Consider the following 19,809-nt stretch of genomic DNA (forward strand, 5'->3'; position numbering starts at 1 on the left):
CCACCTGGTGACGGATGGGCGTACCGTGGTGCGAGACGCCCGGGTGGCCGACTCGTGGCGTGCGGCCAGCGAAGCGGGACGGAGGCAACGCTCATGCGCCCAGTACGCTTCGTCGCCCTCTCCGAGGACGGCCAGGCGCTGGTGCTCGCCGACGAGGTCGGGCGGTTGCTCGCCCTGCCCATCGACGAGCGGATCGCCGGCGCCATGCACGCCGAGCCGGGTGCGCCCCCGCTCGCCGTGGTGTCGAACACCGCCGACCTGGTGCCGTCGCTGTCCCCGCGCGACATCCAAGCCAAGATCCGCTCCGGCGAGTCCGCCGAGGACGTGGCCCGCATCGCGGGCGTCCCGGTCGACCGGGTGCTGCGCTACGCCGGCCCCGTGCTCCAGGAGCGGGCGATGCTCGCCCAGCACGCCCGGCGCACCCGACTCAAGGGCGCCGAGAAGCCGACCCCGCTGGCCGACGTGGTCAACGGCCGGCTGGCCCAGCACGGGATCGACACCGAGAAGATCTCCTGGGACGCGTACCGTCGCGACGACGGCACCTGGCGGATCATCGCCACCTGGCCGTCGGGCAAGGCCACCGCGCAGGCGGTGTGGGACCTGGACAAGACCCGGCAGAACGTCAGCCCGCACGACGACATGGCGCAGTACCTGTGCGCCGAGCGCCCCACCCCGATCCTCGGGCAGGAGCCCACGCCGGAGCGGGGCGGCCACGCGCTGCCCGGCCCATCGCGCGCCGAGCCGGGCCGGGGCGGGCACGGGCTGCCCGCGGCTGCCGGCGATCACGGCCGCCCGGGGCGGGACCCGATCCGCGCGGGGCGGGACGCCCTGCTCGCCTCGCTGGACCGTCCACTCGGCTCGACGTCCGGGCGCGGCCTGGAGCCGCGCACGCCGGCGGCGCTGGCCGGGTCCGAGGCGCCCCGGCAGCGGCCGGTCGGCGGCGGAGCAGCGGCCCTGCTCGGCGGCGGCCAGGGCTCCGCGTTCGACGACGACTCGGACGCCCCGAAGGAGATCCCGGCCGTGCCGTCGCTGGCGGTGCTCCGGCCCCGCCGCACGGGGTCCGCTGCGGCTGCGGCCGGCGGGAACGAGTCGACCGACGCCTCCGGCAAGCCCCGCAAGCGGCTGCCGAGCTGGGACGACGTCCTGTTCGGCAGCGGCCCGGCGGCCCGCGAGTCCTCCTGACCCACCCGTTCGCCGGGGCGTGCCCGCCACGCCCCGACGAACGGCGAGGCACTCGAAGTGCGCCCGTGGCAGGGTGGGTCGCATGGAGTACACGAATCTGGGACGCACCGGGCTCTCGGTGAGCCGGCTCTGCCTCGGCACCATGAACTTCGGGCCACAGACCAGCGAGCCGGACAGCTTCGCCGTCATGGACCGGGCGCTGGAACACGGCATCAACTTCTTCGACACCGCCAACGTGTACGGCTGGCAGACCGGCGAGGGGATCACCGAGCAGATCATCGGCCGTTGGTTCGCCCAGGGCGGCGGCCGGCGGGACAAGGTCGTCCTGGCCACCAAGGTCTACGGCAAGATGGGCGAGTGGCCCAACGAGCAGGGCCTCAGCGCCCGGCACATCGTCCGGGCCTGCGAGGACTCACTGCGCCGGCTCCAGACCGACGTCATCGACCTGTACCAGATGCACCACGTCTCCCGGGTCACCCCGTGGGAGGAGATCTGGCAGGCCATGGAGACCCTGGTCGCCCAGGGCAAGGTGGTCTACGTCGGATCGTCCAACTTCGCCGGTTGGCACCTCGGGCAGGCGCAGGCGGCGGCCGAACGGCGCAACTTCCTCGGCCTCGTCTCCGAGCAGTCGATCTACAACCTGCTGACCCGCCACGTCGAGTTGGAGGTGGTCCCGGCCGCCCAGCACTACGGCCTCGGCATCATCCCCTGGTCGCCGCTGCACGGCGGGCTGCTGTCCGGGGTGCTGCGCAAGATGGCCGAGGGCGGGGCCGCCCGGGGCGCCAGCGGCCGGGCCGCCGAGGGCCTGGCGGAACACCGGCCGGCGATCGAGGCGTACGAGAAGTTCTGCGCGGAGCTCGGCCACGACCCGGCGGACGTGGCGCTGGGCTGGCTGCTCTCCCGGCCGGGGGTGACCGCCCCGATCATCGGGCCGCGCACCCTCGACCAGCTCGACCGGTCGCTGGGCGCGCTGGACGTGCGGCTCGACGAGGCGGCGCTGGCCCGGCTCGACGAGCTGTTCCCGCCGGTCGGCAAGGGCGGCCCGGGCCCGGAGGCGTGGGCCTGGTGACGGGTCCGTGACCAGCTGTTGAGCGGCGGTGTGCCGGCGGGGCCGGCACACCGCCGGCCTGCGGAACGGGCCTCAGACGGGCCAGGCCGCCAGCCGGTCGTACGTCGGCCGGGGGCCCTGGTGGCTGCGGGCCAGCACCAGCTCGGTGGCCGGCCACCGCGGTCCCAGGTAGTCGTGCAGGGCCTCCCGGTCGGCGGCCACGTCGGCGCGGTCGATCCGGTCGCCGGGCCGGGCGATGGTCAGGTGCGGGCGGAACGGCTTCTCGTCGTGCGGCAGTCGGCCCCGGCTCAGCCCGATCCGGACCAGCCGGGCCAGGACGCGAAGCGCCTCCAGGTCGCCGCGCACGTCCACCCAGAGCACCGTGAGCCTGCCCTCGCCGAAGCTGCCCCCGCCGCCGAGCCGCAGCACCGGTGAGCCGGCCCGGCCGGCCCGGAACGTCTCGGCGGCGATCCCGAGGGCGCTCTCCGCATCGACCAGCCGGCCCGCGTCCACCTCGCCGAGAAAGGCGAGGGTGAGGTGCGCGTTCGCGGGGTCGGCGAGCCGGACGTCGGTGCCGGACGCCGCCGCCCGGCCGACCCGCAGCCGGGTCACCTCGGCGGTCAGGTCGGCGACGGCCGCAGCCGGCGGGTAGACCGCGACGAACAGCCGCATCCGGGTACGCCGTTCAGTGGCGCCGCTGGCGGTGCGGGGCACGGGCGGCGGGCAGGGTCAGCCCGGCGGCGTGCAGCGCCCCCTCGACCCGGACCCGCTCGATCTCCCGGTCGACGCCGGCCAGCTCGCCCAGGTGCTCGGTGAGCCCCAGGCACCGGCAGGCCGCCCGGAGGTGCTCGTCGTACGTGTCGAGGACGGCGGCGTGCCAGATCACCGCCCGGCCGACCTGGTTGACCCGGTGACCGCCGAAGCGGCGCAGATCGGCGGCGATCTCCTGGAGGGACCGGCGGTCGGCCCGGTCGAACTCGGTCAGGTCGATGCCCCGGGTGAGCGAGTCGGCCTCGACGGCCCGGTCCAGCCGGGCGACGGTTCGGCGTTCCCGGCGGCGTTCGCGCCACTCGGCGTATCCGCAGGCGACCCGGTCGATGATCTCGTCGGCGCAGAAGAGCAGCGCGAAGGCAACCGGCAGACTCGCGACAGCGGCGAACGCCAGGACAAGGAGAACCGCGCGGCCTACCTCCACGCATCGACGCTAAGCCCCCGGACGCCTGCCCGCTACCGCATTCTTGACATCCAGACACATCAATTTCTTGCCCACCCCGCGGGCGGGGGTCCTGCTGGCCGAAAGGTGTTCGACGGGGGACCTTCCGTCACTCCGGGGAGACGACGTAGAAACGGGGCATCGGAAGAATCCGCAGGCGCAGGCGGGCACCCGAGCGGCGCAACTGCCAGGCGAGCGCGATCAGCGCGGTGGCCAGCGAGATCAACCCGCCGATCCAGATGCTCGCCCCGGCGCCGAAGGTCTCGGCGACCCAGCCGATCAGCGGTGCGCCGACCGGGTTGGTGCCGAGGAAGACCAGCACCCACAGCGACATGACCCGACCCCGGAACGCGGCGTCGGTGCCGAGCTGCACCCGCTGATTGGCGGCCTGGGCGAAGAACACCATGAAGAACCCGGCGGGCAGCAGCAGCGTCACCACCATCCAGTACGCCGGCACGACCCCGACCAGGGTGCCGAAGACGGCACAGCCGATCGCCGCGCCCAGCACCACCCAGACCGACGGGCGGCTGCGCCGCCCCGTGCCGGCCAGCGCCCCGCCCAGCGCGCCGACGGCCAGGGCCGTGCTGAACAGGCCGAACGAGGCAGCGCCGGTGTTGAACACGGTCTTGGCCAGCGCGGCCAGGGTGAGCTGGAAGTTGAACAGGCTCATCCCGATCACCGACATCACCGCCATCGGCAGCAGCAGGTCGGGGCGGCCGGCGACGTACCGCAGCCCGTCGACCACCCGGGCCGAGTTCCGCTCGCCGACCGGCGGCAGGGCCTCGCGGTACAGCTCGGCGGGGCGCATCCGGACCACGTTGGCCAGCGGGGCCAGCGAGCTGACCGCGGTGAACAGGAACACCGGGCCCACGTCGGCGACGGCGATGGCCAGGCCGGCCACCGCGGGGCCGACGATCCGGGCCGAGTTGAACACGGCGGCGTTGAGCGACAGCGCGTTCGGCAGCAGGGATGTGCCGACCAGCTCGGAGACGAACGCCTGGCGCACCGGGGTCTCCACCGCGTTCGCGACGCCGAGCAGGGCTGCGAAGACGAAGACGTGCCAGAGTTCCACCAGGCCGGTGAGCACCAACAGGCTCATCCCGAACGCCAGCACCGTCCAGAACACGTTCGCGACGAACAGCAGCAGGCGCTTGTCGTACCGGTCGGCGAGCCGCCCGGAGATCAGGGTGAGCAGCAGCACCGGGGCGAACTGGAGCGCGGTGACGAAGCCGAGCGCGGTGGCGGAGTCGCCCGAGAGCTCAAGGACGAGCCAGTCCTGGGCTATGAACATCATCCAGACGCCGATCATCTTGATCAGCTGCCCGGACGCGAAGAGCCGGTAGTTACGGACCTGCAATGACTGGAACATCGTGCTCAGCTTCGCCTGCACCCTGTGTGCGCCTCCTCGGTCGTACGCGTCATCGACGGCGGACGGCGCGGGCGCGGTGGCGCGGTCAGGCGCGGGCGAGCTGCTGGAGGATCTCGGACGCCCTCTGCAATGTCTCCCGGTCGGACTCGGTGAGCTCGGCCAGCCGGTGGGCCAGCCACTCGTCGCGGACCCGCTCGAACTGGTCGAGCACGGCCTGCCCCCCCTCGCTCGCCGAGAGGATGACCTGCCGGCGGTCGGTCGGATGGGGGGTGCGCAGCACGAGTCCGCGCTCCTCCAACTTCGCGACGATCTTGGTCATCGTCGGCGGTTGCACCCGCTCGACGTCGGCCAGTTCCCTGGGCGTCAGCGCGCCCGCCAGCCTGAGGCTGGTGAGCGCGGAGAGCTGGGTGACCGTCAGGTCGCCCACCGGGCGAGCCTGTCGGACCCGCCGGTTGAGCCGGGTTATCGCATCACGCAACTGGGGGGCCAGTTGCGCCGGTGGCACGCGCTTCGCCGTCACCGTCCGCTCCGTCACGATAGTTAGCCTAGCTAATGAACCTGGCTGACGACATGCGATATGACCATGCTCACCAGGGAGTTCACGACCGAAAAGCCGGGGTACCCGAACAGGGCACCCCGGCCCGGTCGACCACGGTGGGTGGTCAGAGCACGACGGACTCGATCGGCCCGCGCAGGAAGTACAGCACGAAGAGAACGGCCACCCCGTACAGCAGGGGGTGAACCTCCCGGAACTTCCCCTTCGCCAACTTGACCACCACGAAGGAGATGACGCCGGCGCCGATGCCGTTGGAGATCGAGTACGTGAACGGCATCAGGGCGATGGTGAGGAACGCCGGGATGGCGATCTCGTAGTCGGTCCAGTCGATGGTCCGCACCGCGGTCATCATCAGGAAGCCGACCACCACCAACGCCGTGGACGCCGCCTCGAACGGCACCACCAGGGACAGCGGCGCGAGGAACATCGCGAGCAGGAACAGCACGCCGGTGACCAGGTTGGCCACGCCGGTCCGCGCGCCCTCCGCCACACCGGCGGCACTCTCGACGTACGACGTGTTGCTGGAGACGCTTGCCGCGCCACCCGCCGCCGCGGCTATCGAGTCGACCAGCAGGATCTCCTTGGCCCGCGGCGGGGTGCCCCGCTCGTCGAGCATGCTGCCCTCCTGGCCGATCGCGACCATGGTGCCCATCGTGTCGAAGAAGTCCGTGATCAGCAGCGTGAAGACGAACATCAGCGGGATCAGCCAGCCGACCCGGGTCCAGGAGTCCAGCACGTTGAAGTTGCCCAGCAGCGACAGGTCAGGGACGTCCACGACCTTCTTCGGCAGCTCCGGCACGTTCAGCGCCCAGCCGTGCGGGTTGGGCTTGCCGTTGACGAAGGACGGGCCGACGTTGGCCACGGCCTCCACGATGACCGCCATCACGGTCGAGGCGAGGATGCCGATCAGGATCGCGCCCCGGACCCGGCGGACCACCAGCACGATCGTGATCAGCAGGCCCACCACGAAGACCAGCAGCGGCCAGCTGACGATCTTGCCGTTGATGCCGAGCCCGACCGGGACGGTCGTGTTCGACGCGTCCGGGACGCGGCGGACGAAGCCGGCGTCGACCAGACCGATGATGGTCAGGAAGAGGCCGATACCGACGCCGATCGCGGTCTTGAGCTGGGTGGGCACCGCGCGGAACACCGCGGTACGCAGGCCGGTGAGCACCAGGATCGCGATGAGCACACCCTCGATCACCACCAGGCCCATCGCGTCGGCCCAGGTCATCTGTGGGGCGATCTCGTACGCGACCAGCGCGTTCACGCCCAGGCCGGCGGCCAGCGCCATCGGGAACCGGCCGACGACCCCCATCAGGATGGTCATCAGGCCGGCGACCAGCGCCGTCGCGGCGGCCAGCGCGGGGATGGACAGCTTCTTGCCGTCGCCGTCGACGGCGCCACCGAGGATCAGCGGGTTGAGCACCACGATGTAGGCCATCGTGAAGAAGGTCGCCAGACCACCTCGGACCTCGCGGCTCAGCGTCGATCCGCGGGCGGTGATCTCAAAAAATCGGTCGAACCCGTTACGGGGGTGGGCTGGATCGGGTGCATTGCTCTTGTACGGCGGCGCAATGGCCATCTGGTCCTCGCAGGTGATCTTCCGTCTGTCGCGCGCATCGTCGCAGATCACCGGCCACCTGCAAAAGTTGGTCGCGTACGCTTGCCCCCGTGCGACAGGTGCAACCGCCGCGGCCCGAGCCGCTCGACCCGCCGATGGTGCCGTTCGCGGTCGCCGGGCTGGCGGTCTGGGCGGTGGTCGGTCTGGTGCTGCTGATCTTCTTCCGGACCTGGCTCACCGAGCATGGCCGTCAAGACTGGCTCTGGACGTGCCTGGCCGGATTCCTGTGGGGCTTTCCCGGTCTGGCGGTGATGATGCGCCACGACGCCAACCGGCGTCGCCGCCGCGCCGCAGCTCAGACCGTCCGGCCGGACGACGCCGGCCGCTGACGCCGCCCGGTCAGGGCTGGCCGTACGGCTCGGCCGTCTCCACCGATCCCGGGACCCAGCTCACCGACATCGCCTCGACCGCGCTGTCGTCGTACACGGTGGGCAGTTCGTCGACCGGGGTGTCGGGGATCTCCATGAGGGTCTCCGAGTGCGCGCCGCAGCCGTGGTCGGCGCTGACCACCCGGCCGTCGTCGGGGGCGTAGAAGTTGCCGCACGCGCCGAAGGACTGCCGCAGCGAGCCCGCCAACGGCAGGTAGAAGCCGCAGGTCCCGCACCGGGCCGCCGTCGGGGCGGCCATGGAGATCGACGCGGCGGGCCCGTGGTCGCCCTCGTACCAGCGCTGGGCGGTCTCGGCGCGACCCTCCCGGGAGAGCACCCGGGGCCGGCCGAGGCCGAGCTCCCAGGCGGTCTCCTCGACGGCGGGGTCGTCGGAGAGCAGGTAACCGGGCGCGAGCCGCTCGTCGTCCGGCGAGGTGGGCAGCAGGTCGCCGGGGCCGAGGTCGCCCGGCTTGAGCCGCTCCTGCCAGGGCAGCCAGCCGGGGGCGAGCAACGCGTCCGGGCCGGGCAGCAGGACCGTCTCGCAGATGGTGACGTTCCGGCTGCGCGGCACCCGGGTCACCGTGACCGCCCACCGCCAGCCCCGGTAACCGGCCAGCAGACACTCGAAGTAGTGGGTGACGAGCCGGTCGGCCTCGGCAACGGACTGGAGGTGGTCACCGACGACGTCGGAGGGCTCCACCTCGGTGATTGCGTCGCGGGCCACCTCGACGGCGGCGGCGCAGACCTGGTCGAGGCGGGCGGCACGGGCGGAGGCGGGCCTGGTCACTCAACCATTGTCCCCCATGCGCGGCGACGACCGACAGGCACTCCCCGGAGCGTGTTCTCCGATGGTGGTCGCGCGGGGGTGGGGCGGATGGGCGAGGATGGTGCACATGCCGTTGTTCTCCCGCTCCGAGCGGTCCCTACTCGGGCGGACCGTCGGCACCGGCATCCGCGCCGTCCGCCTGCTGCTGCGCGGATCCGCGCGCGGCGGGCGCTGGATGACCCGCCGGGCCGGCTCGGCCCGGGCCAGGGGCGCCGGCGGCGAGACCGGCATGGTGCGCCTGTTCGACCTGCACGCGGTCTCCTGTGCGGGGGACACCCTGATCGCGATCGGGCTCGCCGGCACGATCTTCTTCGAGGTGCCGCTCGGCGAGGCGCGCAGCAAGGTGGCGCTGTACCTGCTGGTCACGATGGTGCCGTTCGCCATGCTCGCGCCGGTGGTCGGCCCGCTGCTGGACCACTTCCGGCACGGCCGGCGGTACGCGCTCGCCGCCACCATGCTCGGCCGGGCCTTCCTCGCCTGGATGATCTCCGACCACATGGGCGGCTTCGGCCTCTACCCGGCGGCCTTCGGGGTGCTCGCGCTCTCCCGGGCGTACGGGGTGGCCCGCTCTGCGGCGGTGCCCCGGCTGCTGCCGGAAGGGCTCGGGCTGTCCCAGGTGGGCGCGCGGGCCAGCGTCTACGGCACCATCGCCGGCGGGCTGGTCGCCCCGATCGGGCTGGCCGCGTTCTGGTTCGGCCCGCAGTGGCCGCTCCGGGTCGCCTCGGTGATCTTCCTGGTGGGCATGGTGATCGCGCTGCGGCTGCCGCCCCGGGCGGACTCGGAGCCACCCGAGCGGGTCCCCCGCCCGCTGCGGTCGCTCGGCCGGCGGGCCGCCGGGGACCGTCCGCTGGGGCGCGGTCGACCGGCCGGCCGGCTCGTCATCGCCACCCTGGTCGGTGCGGCCCTGCCCCGCGCGGTGTACGGCTTCCTGCTGCTCTTCCTCGCGTTCGCGCTGAGAAAGGGCGACCTGACGACCGACTTCTTCGGCCGGGACCTGAGCCCGGAGATAGCGCTCGGCCTGGTCGGTGGGGCGCTGGCCGTGGGCACCTTCCTGGCCACGGCGGTCGGCACCCGGCTACGCATCCACCGGCCCACCGCGATCCAGTCCAGCGGCATGATCATCGTGGCCGGCACGGCCGTCCTGGCCACCATCCAGTTCTCGCTGCCGATGGTGGCGCTGCTCTGCCTGGTCGCCGCGCTGGCCAGCGGGGTGGCGAAACTGTCGGTCGACGCCTCCATCCAGGAACGCATCCCGGAGCGGCTGCGGGCCAGCTCGTTCGCCCACTCCGAGACGGCGCTGATGCTGGCCTTCGTGGCCGGCGGCGGCCTCGGCCTGGTCCCGCTCGACGGGCGGCTCGGCATCGCCGTCGCCGCCGGGGTCGGCGTGCTCGCCGCCGCCCGGGGCGTGTACGTCGCCGGGAAGCTCCGCGACGAGCGGCTGATCGGCCGCCCGCTCGGCGACGACGAGCTGACCGAGGAGGCCACCGCAGCCCCGCCGCACGCCGACGACACGGCAGCGAACGTCGCCCCGATCTCACCCGCCCCGGCCCCACCCGGCCAACCCTCACCCGCCCGCTCCGCGCCCGACAGGTCATCCGCGTCCGCCCGCTCCGCGCCCGACAGGTCATCCGCGTCCGACCGGTCCGCGTCCGACCGGTCCGCGTCCGGCCCGACCCGGGGTCCCGACGCCGATCCGGCCGACGACCCGGCCCTCGCCCCGCCCGGGTACCACATCTACCGGCCCTCCTCCGCAGCCTCCGGCCCCGGCGGCCCGGCCGGGGCCGACGACGAGACCCGCCGGGAGCCCCGGGGCCCGGTGTCGTGACCGGCCCTACCGTCGCGCTGACCATCCCCGGGACACTGCTCGTGGTGACCGCGGTGCCGGCCGAGGCCGAGGCGGTCCGCGCCGGCCTCCCGGCCCCCACGCCGAGCCGCCCAGGCCCCTCGGGGGCAGACCCGGAGGCAGGGGCGGGGCCGCCGCCGTCAGGCCCCGCCGTCACCGTCGTGCCGGTCGGGGTGGGACCGGCCGTCGCCGGGGCCGCCACCGCCCGGCTGCTCGCGCTCGCCGAGGCCGCCGGACGCCCGTACCGGGCCGTGATCAGCGCGGGGATCGCCGGCGGCTTCGTCGGCCGGGTGGCGGTCGGCGGCACGGTGCTCGCCACCCGCAGCATCGCGGCGGACCTCGGCGCCCAGTCACCGGAGGGCTTCATCCCGGTGGACGAGCTGGGCATGCCGTCCGAGCTGCTCGGCGGCGGCAGCGTCGTGCCCGCCGACCCGGAACTGCTCGCCGCGCTGCGCGCCGCCCTGCCGTGGGCGACCGTGGGCGCCGTGCTCACCGTCAGCACGGTGACCGGCACCTCCGCCGGCACCGAGGCCCTGGCCGACCGGCATCCGGACGCGGTGGCCGAGGCCATGGAGGGGTACGGGGTGGCGGTCGCCGCCGCCCAGGCCGGCCTGCCGTTCGCCGAGCTGCGCACCGTCTCCAACCCGATCGGCCCCCGCGACCGCGCCTCCTGGCGGCTGCGCGAGGCGTTCGCCGCCCTCACGGCGGCCACCGCCGCACTGGCCTGAACCAGGGCGGGCGGCCACCGCCGCACTGGCCTGAGCCAGGGCCGGGCCGTCAGCACGCCCACCGGGGCGGTGAGCGGTCGAGGCGAAGCGCGTAGGGCCGGCTCGCCTCCAACCGGTACCCGCAGGCCAGCAACAGATCGACGCCACCGAAGTCGGCAACGGCGTGCGCCACCCGGAGCCCCGTGCGGTCCATCTCCACGGTGAGCGCCTCCACCAGCCGCCGCCCGATGCCGAGCCGGCGACACGCCCCGGTCACCAGGACGCCGTCCAGCACGATCTCCCGCTCCCCGGCGTCGATCAGGTCGCCGTACAGCAGGCGAGGGCTACGCTCGTGGGCCCGCAGCTCGCCGAGCACCCGGCCGTCGGGCAGCTCCGCCACGAACCGCCAGCACGTCGAGGGCAGGCCCTCGTCGGTGACCCGGCGCACCGCCACTTCACGGCGGATCCGGTCGGCCCACCGGTGCTGGTCCCGGTAGCGGCGACTCAGCTCGTACGTCGCAGCCGGCACCGGTCGCGGGAACCGCTCCGGGGGCAGCTTGTACCACTCCGCCCACCACGCGCCCGGCCAGTCCTTCGGGTCGTGCACCTCCCAGACGTCCAGGTGCGCCGGGTACCGCCGCCCCGCCTCGTCCCGCATCCCGTCGTGCGGCACCCCCGGCACCGCCAGCACCTCGGGCGGCCGGTCCCCGGGCCCCTCCCCGGGCCGTCCGACCAGCAGCCGGCCTCCCGCCGCCCGCACCAGACGCTCCACGGTGCGCAGCCTCGGATCGGCCGCGCCCCCCGACTCGATCCGGGCGACAGTGCTCTTTGGCACGCCGGCCCTGGCCGACAGCTCGCGCTGGCTCAGGTCGGCCTGTCGGCGCAGGGCCCGAAGCACGGCCGCGACGTCGACCGTGTGGTCGTCGATCTCGGTCGGCCTGCAGTCCCGCCCGGCGGTACCTGTCGAATTCTCCACGCATCGATGGTCGGCGGCGGCTGGCGAACCATCAACATCCAACCGAAACCTGTGGACAGACCTGTGGACAACTGCTCCCGGCGGTGGGCGGCAGGTCTTCACCCGGTCCCTTTGGAGCTGCCCCGTTCATGCGCCCACTGGTCGGGCCAACCCGCCATGTCCCCCATACCGTCACGGCCGTCCGACACAGAGCAGCGGACCGATAGCAACCTGGGCGAAAGTCGGACGTCGGACGGCCGAAAGCAGACGGCAGGCGGCAGGCGGCAGGCGGCAGAGGAAGGCTGGAGGAAAGCCCCCGGTGGTTTTCGGCCAAGAGATCAGCAAACTCCGGATTGCCCCGTTCATGCGGGCAGCTCCAAAGGCGGCGGAATGCAACCCCGAAGCCCGTGCGCCACCCGGACGCAGCTGACGCGTCGTGCCCACACCGACCGACGCCCACACCGCTCGACGCCCGCACCCGCACCACAGCGCCCGCGCCCTATGGGCGCGCCCGAGCGGGCGGTCACAGCGGGCGGGTGGGGAGGGGCGGGGATACGGTGGGGGCGTGGCGCTCTCCCTGGCGATCTCCCCCTGCCCCAACGACACGTTCGTCTTCGACGCCCTGGTGCACGGCCGGGTGCCCGGCGCCCCGCCGGTCGAGGTGACGTACGCCGACGTGGACGTGACCAACACCGCCGCCGAGCGGGGGGCGTTCGACCTGGTGAAGGTGAGCTACGCGGCGCTGCCCTGGCTGCTGGACGACTACCACCTGTTGCCCTGCGGCGGCGCGCTCGGCCGGGGCTGCGGCCCGCTGGTGCTGACCCGGGGGGACCAGGGGGACCAGGGCGACCCGGGGGACCAGGGCGGCCAGGTCGGGCGGGTGGGCCGCACCGACCTGACCGGCGCGACGGTCGCGGTGCCCGGGGACCGGACCACGGCGTACCTGCTGTTCCGGCTCTGGTCGGCGGACCGGCCGCCCGCGCGCATCGAGGTCGTCCCGTTCCACGAGATCATGCCGGCGGTGGCGGCCGGGCGGTACGACGCTGGGCTGGTGATCCACGAGGCGCGGTTCACGTACCCCCGGCACGGGCTGACCGCCCTGGTCGACCTCGGCGAGTGGTGGGAGGGCGACACCGGGCTGCCGATCCCGCTCGGCGCGATCCTGGCGCGCAAGGGCAAGGTCGACCCGGTCGAGGCGGCCGGGTGGATCCGCGAGTCGGTCCGCCAGGCGTGGGCCGACCCGGGGGCCAGCCGGGAGTATGTGCTCGCGCACGCCCAGGAGATGGAGCCCGACGTGGTGGACCGGCACATCGCCCTCTACGTCAACGAGTTCACCGCGAACCTGGGGAACGCGGGGTTCGCCGCCGTGGAGGCGCTGCTGGGCCGGGCCACCGACGCCGGGCTCGTACCTCAGACCTCGAGCTCGCGCGCCACCGCGTGGACCAGCTGAGCGATCTTCTGCGCGGACTTCCGGTCGGGGAAGCGGCCCCGCCGCAGGTCCGGCTGGACCTTCGCCTCCAGCACCTTGATCATGTCCTCGACGAGGCCGTGCAGCTCCTCCGCCGGCCGGCGACGCAGCTCCGCCATCGACGGTGGGGCGTCCAGCAGCTTGACCCCCATCGCCTGGGCGCCCCGGCGGCTGTCCACCACGCTGAAGTCGACCCGTTGACCACCCGTGAGGTCGGTGACGCCCGCCGGTAGCGCGCCCTTGGGCAGGAACACGTCACCACCCTCGTCGCTGGTGACGAACCCGTAACCCTTGGCCGCGTCATACCACTTCACTCGACCCGTCGGCACCTGAGAACCCCTGCTTCGCTTGAGACGTCTACTGCGCCAAGGCTAGCCGGATCATGTGGTCGAGCGCCGCTGGGAATCCGGTGAGATCGTCCAACACGATGTGGGCCCCGGCGGAACGCAGCTCCTCGGCCGGGCAGGGGCCGGTGGCCACCGCGATCCCCGGGACCCCGGCGGCCCCTGCGGCCGCCATGTCGGCCACGTGGTCGCCGACGTACAGGGTCGCGCCGTGCTCGCGCAACGCCGTCGCCTTCTCCTCCGCGAACAGGTCACCGGCCAACTCGTCCACGGCCAGCCCCAGGTGGTCCAGGTGCAGCCGGGCCAGCCGGCCCAGCTTGGCGGTGACCACCAGCGCCCGGCCGCCGTGGGCGTGCACGGCCTCGATGGCCGCGACCGCGCCGGGCATCGGCAGGGTCGGGGTGATCGCGTACGTCGGGTAGAGCTCCCGGTACGCCTCGACGGCCGACTCGACCCGCTCGGGCGGGAACCAGCGGGCGATCTCCACACGCAGCGGTGGGCCGATCCGGGACACCGCCGCGTCGACGTCCACGGGTACGCCGGTGAGCGCGGTGAGCGCCCGGAACGCCGCGGCGATGCCGGGACGCGAGTCGATCAGGGTCATGTCGAGGTCGAAACCGACCGTCAGTGGGGGCATTCCGAGAACGTACCCGCCCATCACCGGCCGAGCCGGACGTCCGGGGGGCGCGCGGGCCCCGAAGCGGGCTAGCGTGGAACGACGATGACCACCTCACTCGCCGACCACCTGCGGACGCTGCCCGACGAGTCCCTGGCCGCCCTGCTCCAGTTACGGCCGGACCTCGTCGTGCCCGTGCCGGCCGACGTGTCCGCGCTCGCGATCCGGGCCCAGTCCCGGGTCTCGGTGGCCCGGGCCCTGGACGGGCTGGACCAGTTCACCCTCCAGATCCTCGACGCTGCCCGGCTCACCCGGGGCCCGGACGACGGCACCACCGCCACGGAGGCGGTCCTGGCCATGGCCACCGCCGGCCCCCGCCCGCCGGCCCCCGCCACCATCCGCGGCGCGGTGAACAGGCTGCGCGCGCTCTTCCTGCTGTACGGCCCGGAGCACGCGCTGCGCGTGGTGGGCGGCGTGGACGAGGTCTCGCCGTACCCGGCGGGGCTGGGCCGGCCTGCGGCGGAGCTGGACCTGCACGCGGCCACGCTCTGCGCGGACCCGGCGAAGCTGCGCCGCGCGCTGCTGGCCGCGCCGCCGTCGGCCCGGGCGATCCTGGACCGGCTGGCCGCCGGGCCGCCGGTGGGCAGCGTGCCCCCGGGCGCGCTCCAGGCCCCGCCGCTCGGCGCCGAGGACAGCGTTCCGCCGGACCCGACGAACGGTGGCGCGCCGACCGGCTCGCCGGTGCGCTGGCTGGTGGACAACCGGCTGCTGGTGCTGGTCTCCGCCGGCACCGTGGAGCTGCCCCGCGAGGTCGGCCTGCTGCTGCGCCGGGACAGCGGCCCGCTCGGACCGCTGCGCACCAGCCCGCCGACGGTGGCCGCCGCGCCGCGCGAGGCGAAGGCCGTCGACTCGGCCGGGGCCGGGCAGACCATGGAGGTGGTACGGAACACCGAGGCGCTGCTGGAACTGCTGTCCGCCGAGCCGGCGCCGGTGCTGCGCTCGGGCGGGGTCGGGGTGCGTGACCTGCGCCGGCTGGCCAAGACCCTCGGCGTGGACGACCCGACCGCCGCCCTGCTGCTGGAGGTGGCGTACGCGGCCGGGCTGGCCGGCGAGCTGGAGCTGACCGGGGCCGCCACCGCCCGGTACGGCGCGGACCAGCAGGTCATGCCCACCGGCGGGTACGAGGTGTGGCGGGCCATGTCGCTGGCCCAGCGCTGGGTGCAGTTGGCCCGGGCGTGGCTGGTGATGACCCGACAGGCCGGCCTGGCCGGGCAGCGGGACGACCGGAACCGGCCGATCTCCGTGTTGTCGGCCGAGGCGGAACGGGCCGGTGCGCCCGCCGCCCGCCGGGCCGTGCTGTCGGTGCTGGCCGACCTGGAGCCGGCCACCGCTCCGACGACGGAGGAGGTGCTGGGGCTGCTCGACTGGCGGGCGCCCCGGCGCAGCCGGGGCCGGGAGGCCGCGTACCGGGAGGTGCTGGCGGAGGCCGCGCGGCTCGGGGTGACCGGGCTGGGGGCGCTCACCTCGTACGGGCGGCTGCTGCTGGCCGACCTGACCGACGCCGACGAGCGGGGGTCGGACGACCCGCTCGGGCTGCACACGGACGCGGAGAGCGGCGCCGCGTCCACCGCCGTACGGGCGTTGGACGCCCTGCTCCCCTCCCCGGTCGACCACTTCCTGGTGCAGGCCGACCTGACCGTGGTGGTACCCGGACCGCCCGACCCGGCGCTGGCCGGGGAGCTGGAGGTGGTGGCCGAGCACGAGTCGGCGGGCGGGGCGAGTGTGCACCGGGTGACCCCGGCGAGCGTGCGCCGGGCCCTGGACGCCGGGTACTCGGCCGACGACCTGCACGCCCTGTTCCTTCGCCGCTCCCGCACCCCGATCCCGCAGGGGCTGACCTACCTGGTGGACGACGTGGCCCGCAAGCACGGCGGGCTGCGGGTCGGCTCCGCCGGCGGGTACGTGCGCAGCGACGACGAGGCGCTGCTCGCCGAGGTGCTGGCCGACCGGCGGCTGGAGTCGCTGGCGTTCCGCCGGCTGGCCCCGACGGTGCTGTCCACCCCGTACCAGGTCAACCGGATGCTGATGGCGTTGCGCGACGCCGGGTACGCCCCGGTGCCGGAGGACGCCTCCGGCTCGGCGGTGCTGGCCCGGCCGAAGACCCGCCGGGCCCCCGGACGGGCGCCGGTCGGCCGGACGCTCGACCCGTTGGCGTCCCCGAAGCTGGCCATGCCGCGGCTGCTCGGGGTGGTGGAGCAGATCCGCCGGGGCGAGGCGGCGGCGCGGGCGGCCCGGCGGGCCCCGGCGGTGGTGCGTGGGAGTACGGCCGGCCCGGGCCCGGCGCCGGCGCACAACCACGGCGACGCGCTCGCCGTGCTCCAGCAGGCGGTCCGGGACAAGGCGCTGGTCTGGGTGGGGTACGTCGACACGCACGGGGCGACCGCGTCCCGGCTGCTCCGGCCGGTGTCGATCGGGGCGGGCTACCTGCGGGCCGAGGACGAGCGGACGGAGATGCTGCACACCTTCGCGCTGCACCGGATCACCGCGGCGGTCCTGGAGAGCTGACCGACGTGCCGGCACCCGGCCGGGGCCCCGTCCCCGGTCAGCGGCGGCTGCGCCGCACGGTGCCCACCACGGAGACGGCCAGCAGCAGGGCGAACCCCGCCCCGGCGGACTCGCCGACCGAGGCGACGAAGCCCTGCTGCTGGACCAGCCAGCCGTACAGGAACCAGGCGACGAGGACGGCGGCGGCGAGCCCGTAGCCGACCACGGTGGCCGTGGTGACCGCGATGCCGGGCACGGGCTCGTCCTCGGCTGCTGCCGCCTCGTGGTCGACGCTCATCGCCGCCTCCTCGGAGCCGGGGCTGGGTCGGGTGCCGAGCGGATCGTGGGCCGGTCGATCGCCGGACCGATCGCGGGCCGGCCGGTCAGGTGCCGGGTCGACGGCCGAAGAGGACCACTTGGCTGCCGACCTTGCCCAGCTCCCACGCCCGACGGGCGTCGGCGGGGAGCAGGTTCACGCAGCCGTGCGAGCCGATCGACTTCTCGTGCAGGTAGGTGGTGGTCTGGTGGTAGCCCATCCCCTGGGTGAAGTGCTGCCAGTACGGCAGCCACACCTCGTACGGGTCGGACCACTCCTTGATGTTCCGGTAATTGATCTTGTACGTGCCGGCGGGGGTGGCGTACCCCGGCATGCCGGTCCGGGTCACCGTCGGGCCCCAGACGACCTTCCCGCCGCGCACCGCCCAGGTGGTCTGCCGGGTGAGGTCGATGCAGAAGGTGGTGCCGGACGCCCCGGCCTTGCACCTGCGGGTGTCGGTGGTGGCCAGCCGCTTCGCCACGTCGTACGTGGTGGGGCCGGCGCGGCCGGCGGCCGGGCGGATGTCGTACCGCTGCTGGAACTTCTTGATGGCGGCGCAGTCGGCGGCGGACTGGCGGCCGTCCACAGTCACCCGCCCGAACCCGCCCAGCTTCGCCAGGTACGTCTCCACCTCGCGCTGGTGCTCGCCCTGCGGGCAGCCGGCGGCCCAAGTCGGCGCGGTCGGCGCGGCCCGCTCGGGGGCCACCGTCCGGGTCCGCGTCGGCTTCGGCGTCGGCTTGGGCTTGGGCTTGGGTTTCGCCTTCGTCGGGGTGGGGTTCGGCCGGGTCCGCTGGTCGGGGTCCGACGAGCCGCCCGCCCCCGTTCCCTGCTCGGCCGAGCCGGCCTGGGCGAGCCCTCCTCCACGGCCACCCGGGTCGGCCTGGCGATCGGGCGTGCACGAACCGACGCCGACCAGCGTGACCACGGCCAAGGCGACGACCCTGGCGGTGAGCGGAACCTGTCTCATGAGACCTCCCAGGGTGGTCGTCCCTCTGCTAGACGCCGGGCGTAGGGGAATGGTTGCACCCTGGTGTCCGATTTTCTGCCCTCATCCGCTTCCGTGCAACACTGGATGGTCGGCCCGGGGCCACCCGGACACCCGCGAGACGGCCGGCGACCAGGCAAGGAAAGGACGCTGGCGTGAGCGGTGGACCATTGATCGTTCAGTCGGACAAGACCCTGCTGCTGGAGATCGACCATCCCGACGCCCAGGCCTGCCGGATGACGATCGCGCCCTTCGCCGAGCTGGAGCGCTCCCCCGAGCACGTGCACACGTACCGGCTGACCCCGCTGGGGCTGTGGAACGCGCGGGCCGCGGGCCACGACGCCGAGGGCGTGGTGGACTCGTTGATCAAGTACTCCCGCTACCCGGTGCCGCACGGGCTGCTGGTCGACGTGGCCGAGACGATGGACCGGTACGGCCGGCTGCAACTCGCCAACGACCCGGCGCACGGGCTGGTGCTGCGGGGGCTGGACCGGATGGTGCTGATCGAGGTCGCCAAGAGCAAGAAGCTCGCCGGCATGCTCGGCGCGAAGCTCGACGACGACACGATCGCGGTGCACCCGTCCGAGCGGGGCCGGCTCAAGCAGGCGCTGCTGAAGCTCGGCTGGCCGGCGGAGGACCTGGCCGGGTACGTCGACGGCGAGGCCCACCAGATCGATCTGGCCGAGGCCGGCAAGGACGGCGGGAAGCCGTGGACGCTGCGGTCGTACCAGCGGGAGGCCGTGGAGGCGTTCTGGGCCGGCGGGTCGGGCGTGGTGGTGCTGCCCTGCGGCGCGGGCAAGACGCTCGTGGGCGCCGCCGCGATGGCCGAGGCGAAGGCGACCACCCTGATCCTGGTGACCAACACGGTCGCCGGCCGGCAGTGGAAGCGGGAACTGATCGCCCGCACCTCGCTGACCGAGGAGGAGATCGGTGAGTACTCGGGCGAGCGCAAGGAGATCCGAGCGGTCACCATCGCCACGTACCAGGTGCTCACCTCGCGGCGCGGCGGCGCGTTCACCCACCTGGACCTGTTCTCCGCCCGCGACTGGGGCCTGGTCGTCTACGACGAGGTGCACCTGCTGCCCGCGCCGATCTTCCGGTTCACCGCCGACCTCCAGGCCCGCCGCCGGCTCGGCCTGACCGCCACCCTGGTCCGCGAGGACGGCCGGGAGGGCGACGTGTTCAGCCTGATCGGCCCCAAGCGGTACGACGCGCCGTGGAAGGACATCGAGTCGCAGGGCTGGATCGCCCCGGCCGAGTGCACCGAGGTACGGGTGACCCTGACCGACGCGGAGCGGATGTCGTACGCGACGGCGGAGGCCGAGGAGCGCTACCGGATGGCGGCGACCGCCCGCACCAAGCTGCCGGTGGTGAAGGCGCTGGTCGACCGGCACGCGGGCGACCAGGTGCTGGTCATCGGCGGGTACATCGACCAGCTGCACCAGCTCGGGGAGTACCTGGACGCCCCGATCATCCAGGGGTCGACGACCAACAAGGAGCGGGAGCGGCTGTTCGACGCGTTCCGGTCCGGGGAGGTCCGCACCCTGGTCATCTCGAAGGTCGGCAACTTCTCCATCGACCTGCCCGAGGCGGCGGTGGCGATCCAGGTGTCGGGGACGTTCGGGTCGCGGCAGGAGGAGGCGCAGCGGTTGGGCCGGGTGCTCCGGCCGAAGGCCGACCGCCGGCAGGCGCACTTCTACACCGTCGTCTCCCGGGACACCATCGACACCGAGTACGCGGCCCACCGGCAACGCTTCCTCGCGGAGCAGGGGTACGCGTACACGATCGTCGACGCCGACGACGTCCTCGGCCCGAAGCTCCCGACGGTCGACTGACCCGCTCCGG

19 protein-coding genes are annotated in these 19,809 nt (G+C 73.9%); 8 read left to right on the plus strand and 11 right to left on the minus strand.

The annotated features are described in order from the left end of the window. Positions 1–93: 93 nt before the first annotated feature. Together sepH and ABT023_RS11265 are read left to right on the plus strand one after the other, a co-directional pair. A complete protein-coding gene (sepH, locus tag ABT023_RS11260) occupies positions 94–1,182 on the plus strand; it encodes a septation protein SepH (RefSeq protein WP_350884153.1) in 1,089 nt (362 codons plus the stop codon). Between the two features lie 82 nt (positions 1,183–1,264). Then, positions 1,265–2,251: an aldo/keto reductase gene (locus ABT023_RS11265; protein WP_350884155.1), complete on the plus strand. Its 987-nt coding sequence runs from the start codon at positions 1,265–1,267 to the stop codon at positions 2,249–2,251. Positions 2,252–2,323: 72 nt separating this feature from the next. On the opposite strand, the gene thpR is transcribed toward ABT023_RS11265, so the two are convergent. The 5 genes from thpR to ABT023_RS11290 form a co-directional block, all read right to left on the minus strand. Next, entirely contained in the window at positions 2,324–2,902 is a 579-nt protein-coding gene (gene thpR, locus ABT023_RS11270; RefSeq protein ID WP_350884157.1) for an RNA 2',3'-cyclic phosphodiesterase, read from the minus strand. Between the two features lie 13 nt (positions 2,903–2,915). After that, positions 2,916–3,425 carry a hypothetical protein gene (locus tag ABT023_RS11275; protein ID WP_350884159.1) on the minus strand — a complete coding sequence of 170 codons (510 nt, stop codon included), beginning with the start codon at positions 3,423–3,425 and terminating at the stop codon, positions 2,916–2,918. A gap of 127 nt (positions 3,426–3,552) precedes the next feature. Beyond that, complete coding sequence (locus tag ABT023_RS11280) at positions 3,553–4,833, minus strand: MFS transporter (protein WP_350884160.1); 1,281 nt, start codon at positions 4,831–4,833, stop codon at positions 3,553–3,555. A gap of 64 nt (positions 4,834–4,897) precedes the next feature. After that, complete coding sequence (locus tag ABT023_RS11285) at positions 4,898–5,347, minus strand: MarR family winged helix-turn-helix transcriptional regulator (protein WP_350884162.1); 450 nt, start codon at positions 5,345–5,347, stop codon at positions 4,898–4,900. A 127-nt stretch (positions 5,348–5,474) separates the two neighbouring features. Then, positions 5,475–6,953, minus strand: coding sequence for an NCS2 family permease (locus ABT023_RS11290; RefSeq protein ID WP_350884164.1), 1,479 nt, complete (start codon positions 6,951–6,953; stop codon positions 5,475–5,477). 89 nt (positions 6,954–7,042) lie between these two features. On the opposite strand from ABT023_RS11290, the gene ABT023_RS11295 reads away from it, so the two are divergent. Further along, the gene (locus ABT023_RS11295) at positions 7,043–7,321 is read left to right on the plus strand and encodes a DUF2530 domain-containing protein (RefSeq protein WP_350884166.1); all 279 of its coding nucleotides are present in this window, start codon (positions 7,043–7,045) and stop codon (positions 7,319–7,321) included. A gap of 10 nt (positions 7,322–7,331) precedes the next feature. On the opposite strand, the gene ABT023_RS11300 is transcribed toward ABT023_RS11295, so the two are convergent. Next, on the minus strand, positions 7,332–8,147 hold the full coding sequence (locus ABT023_RS11300; RefSeq protein ID WP_350884168.1) for a DUF3027 domain-containing protein: 816 nt from the start codon (positions 8,145–8,147) through the stop codon (positions 7,332–7,334). A 106-nt stretch (positions 8,148–8,253) separates the two neighbouring features. On the opposite strand from ABT023_RS11300, the gene ABT023_RS11305 reads away from it, so the two are divergent. Continuing rightward, positions 8,254–10,011, plus strand: coding sequence for an MFS transporter (locus tag ABT023_RS11305; RefSeq protein WP_502890642.1), 1,758 nt, complete (start codon positions 8,254–8,256; stop codon positions 10,009–10,011). Next, positions 10,008–10,757, plus strand: coding sequence for a futalosine hydrolase (locus ABT023_RS11310; protein ID WP_502890643.1), 750 nt, complete (start codon positions 10,008–10,010; stop codon positions 10,755–10,757). Before ABT023_RS11305 ends, ABT023_RS11310 begins: the two co-directional genes overlap by 4 nt. A gap of 49 nt (positions 10,758–10,806) precedes the next feature. On the opposite strand, the gene ABT023_RS11315 is transcribed toward ABT023_RS11310, so the two are convergent. Beyond that, on the minus strand, positions 10,807–11,712 hold the full coding sequence (locus ABT023_RS11315) for a GNAT family N-acetyltransferase (RefSeq protein WP_350884170.1): 906 nt from the start codon (positions 11,710–11,712) through the stop codon (positions 10,807–10,809). Positions 11,713–12,256: 544 nt separating this feature from the next. Here ABT023_RS11315 and ABT023_RS11320 point away from each other — a divergent pair. Next, complete coding sequence (locus ABT023_RS11320; protein ID WP_350884172.1) at positions 12,257–13,141, plus strand: 1,4-dihydroxy-6-naphtoate synthase; 885 nt, start codon at positions 12,257–12,259, stop codon at positions 13,139–13,141. Here ABT023_RS11320 and ABT023_RS11325 read toward each other — a convergent pair. Together ABT023_RS11325 and ABT023_RS11330 are read right to left on the minus strand one after the other, a co-directional pair. Further along, positions 13,102–13,488 (minus strand): cold-shock protein, encoded by a 387-nt coding sequence (locus ABT023_RS11325; protein WP_350884174.1) that lies wholly within the window; start codon positions 13,486–13,488, stop codon positions 13,102–13,104. The genes ABT023_RS11320 and ABT023_RS11325 overlap by 40 nt on opposite strands. Positions 13,489–13,516: 28 nt before the next feature. Continuing rightward, on the minus strand, positions 13,517–14,140 hold the full coding sequence (locus ABT023_RS11330) for an HAD family hydrolase (protein ID WP_350884176.1): 624 nt from the start codon (positions 14,138–14,140) through the stop codon (positions 13,517–13,519). An 84-nt stretch (positions 14,141–14,224) separates the two neighbouring features. Between ABT023_RS11330 and ABT023_RS11335 the strand changes: the two genes are divergently transcribed. Next, complete coding sequence (locus ABT023_RS11335; RefSeq protein WP_350884178.1) at positions 14,225–16,684, plus strand: helicase-associated domain-containing protein; 2,460 nt, start codon at positions 14,225–14,227, stop codon at positions 16,682–16,684. 37 nt (positions 16,685–16,721) lie between these two features. Here the strand turns inward: ABT023_RS11335 and ABT023_RS11340 are convergent, their stop codons facing one another. Continuing rightward, positions 16,722–16,961, minus strand: coding sequence for a hypothetical protein (locus ABT023_RS11340; RefSeq protein ID WP_350884180.1), 240 nt, complete (start codon positions 16,959–16,961; stop codon positions 16,722–16,724). Between the two features lie 85 nt (positions 16,962–17,046). Next, the gene (locus ABT023_RS11345; protein ID WP_350884182.1) at positions 17,047–17,946 is read right to left on the minus strand and encodes a L,D-transpeptidase family protein; all 900 of its coding nucleotides are present in this window, start codon (positions 17,944–17,946) and stop codon (positions 17,047–17,049) included. Between the two features lie 173 nt (positions 17,947–18,119). Between ABT023_RS11345 and ABT023_RS11350 the strand changes: the two genes are divergently transcribed. After that, positions 18,120–19,799: a DNA repair helicase XPB gene (locus ABT023_RS11350; protein WP_350884184.1), complete on the plus strand. Its 1,680-nt coding sequence runs from the start codon at positions 18,120–18,122 to the stop codon at positions 19,797–19,799. Positions 19,800–19,809: the final 10 nt, after the last annotated feature.

The organism is Micromonospora sp. NPDC002296, assembly GCF_040296145.1.
Lineage (GTDB): Bacteria > Actinomycetota > Actinomycetes > Mycobacteriales > Micromonosporaceae > Micromonospora.